Origin of the sequence: Roseibacillus ishigakijimensis, from assembly GCF_016595415.1 — a bacterium.
GTDB lineage: Bacteria > Verrucomicrobiota > Verrucomicrobiia > Verrucomicrobiales > Akkermansiaceae > Roseibacillus > Roseibacillus ishigakijimensis.
The window spans coordinates 1-1,354 of the sequence record NZ_JAENIO010000098.1 but is presented as its reverse complement, the minus strand read 5'-3'; the positions used below and the strand labels follow the sequence as shown (position 1 = coordinate 1,354).

Below are 1,354 nucleotides of genomic sequence, written 5' to 3'. Positions count from 1 at the left end.
AATTTTGGGCGGCCACCGACATTGCAAGCCTTTTTTGCGTATTTTTTCCTTATTTTCAGTGCGTTACGTGCTCGATTTTTGTCGTGTAGTGTGATAAACCAAAGTCCATCATTATCCTGTGTTAGTAGCATTTCACGATGCTGATTTGACACAGTGGCTTCCAAGGAAGGATCTATAATTATTCGAGGGTAGATTGCCGCCCCGTTTTCCAAATGGTATGCTTTCAGCATTCCTTCACCATAAAGAATGTCGTCTTTGTGGATTAGATGCCCACTTGACACGCCGCCTCGTAGCAAAACTCCTAAAGTTAGAAGTTGAGATTGTAAACCAAGACATGCCCACAAAACATCAAACAGGTGCTCAGACTCCGCTGAAATTACAATCGAGTCTGAAAACACGCTTACCTCTAGGTTCTGCTGAGCGTAGGCTGTTTTTCCAGCAATCCTTTTGTACCCGCCAATCATGCGTAAAGCAGTGAAGACTTTCGTATGAAGATCTTGGTCATCTCTCAGACGAGACACAAGGCTGGAGAAACCCAAAATGTCGATGAAGGCAACCACCCTCGGTGAATAATTAACTTTCATTTCTCAGCAGAACAGGAGGGGTTAATTGCAGAATCTTCAATTTTGCCTTTTACGTCCTCCCTATACCTCACTCCGGTCGATTGTAACAATCCGAAAGAGCACTGATTCAATCAGCTGTTTGACCCAAGCGGGGCGGTGGTCCTTCTCGGCTTCGTTCTCATCGTAAAATACAGGACCTAAATGAGAAAGCCGCTCGTCTCGAAGATCAGGGGGGGGCTTGGAGTGGTCGAAGGGCGTAGTCAGGGAAATCACGCGCTTTCCAGAGCCATTTTGCGAGCGTCCTCCGATGTCGAACTGTGACCGCGCTCTGTGTGAAAAAACTGGTGCTCGAAGCCTAGCAAGTCGGCTTGGTCGACACCTTCCCCAAAGTGATGATGGGCGTTCTCCAAGATGACGCTGAGACGGGGATTGTCTCGGTGAAGTGAGAGGCCGAGAGCGACCGCTGTTCCTGCCTTTTCCTGAAGGAAAGAGCATTCGCCTCACCCAAAGGCTCCGCAAGCTGTTTCATGGTCTCGGAGTTTTTCAGCGAGCAAATGAACTTGGTTGGCAAGGCACCACGCCAGAAGCCTTTCGTGAGAGTTGAGGACTTGCCAAGGGGGATTTATTTACTGAGGGAGGGGGGGGGGGAGAATCCCTCGGGGCTTCCCTTCACTGAGCACGCCCAAGCGAAATTGTTTGCTCTGTTCGCTGAGGGGGTGGGGTTTCGAGTTCTCCAAAGCTCTTTTTCGACAAGCTGAAAATCGATGCGTTCAGAATAGGACAGTGCGGGG

The 1,354-nt window shown here is 49.3% G+C and carries 1 pseudogene; it reads right to left on the bottom strand.

Features of this window, described 5'->3' with window-relative positions:
* Positions 1-584: pseudogene (locus JIN78_RS16715) on the bottom strand (hypothetical protein); the annotation flags it as partial.
* Positions 585-1,354: the final 770 nt, after the last annotated feature.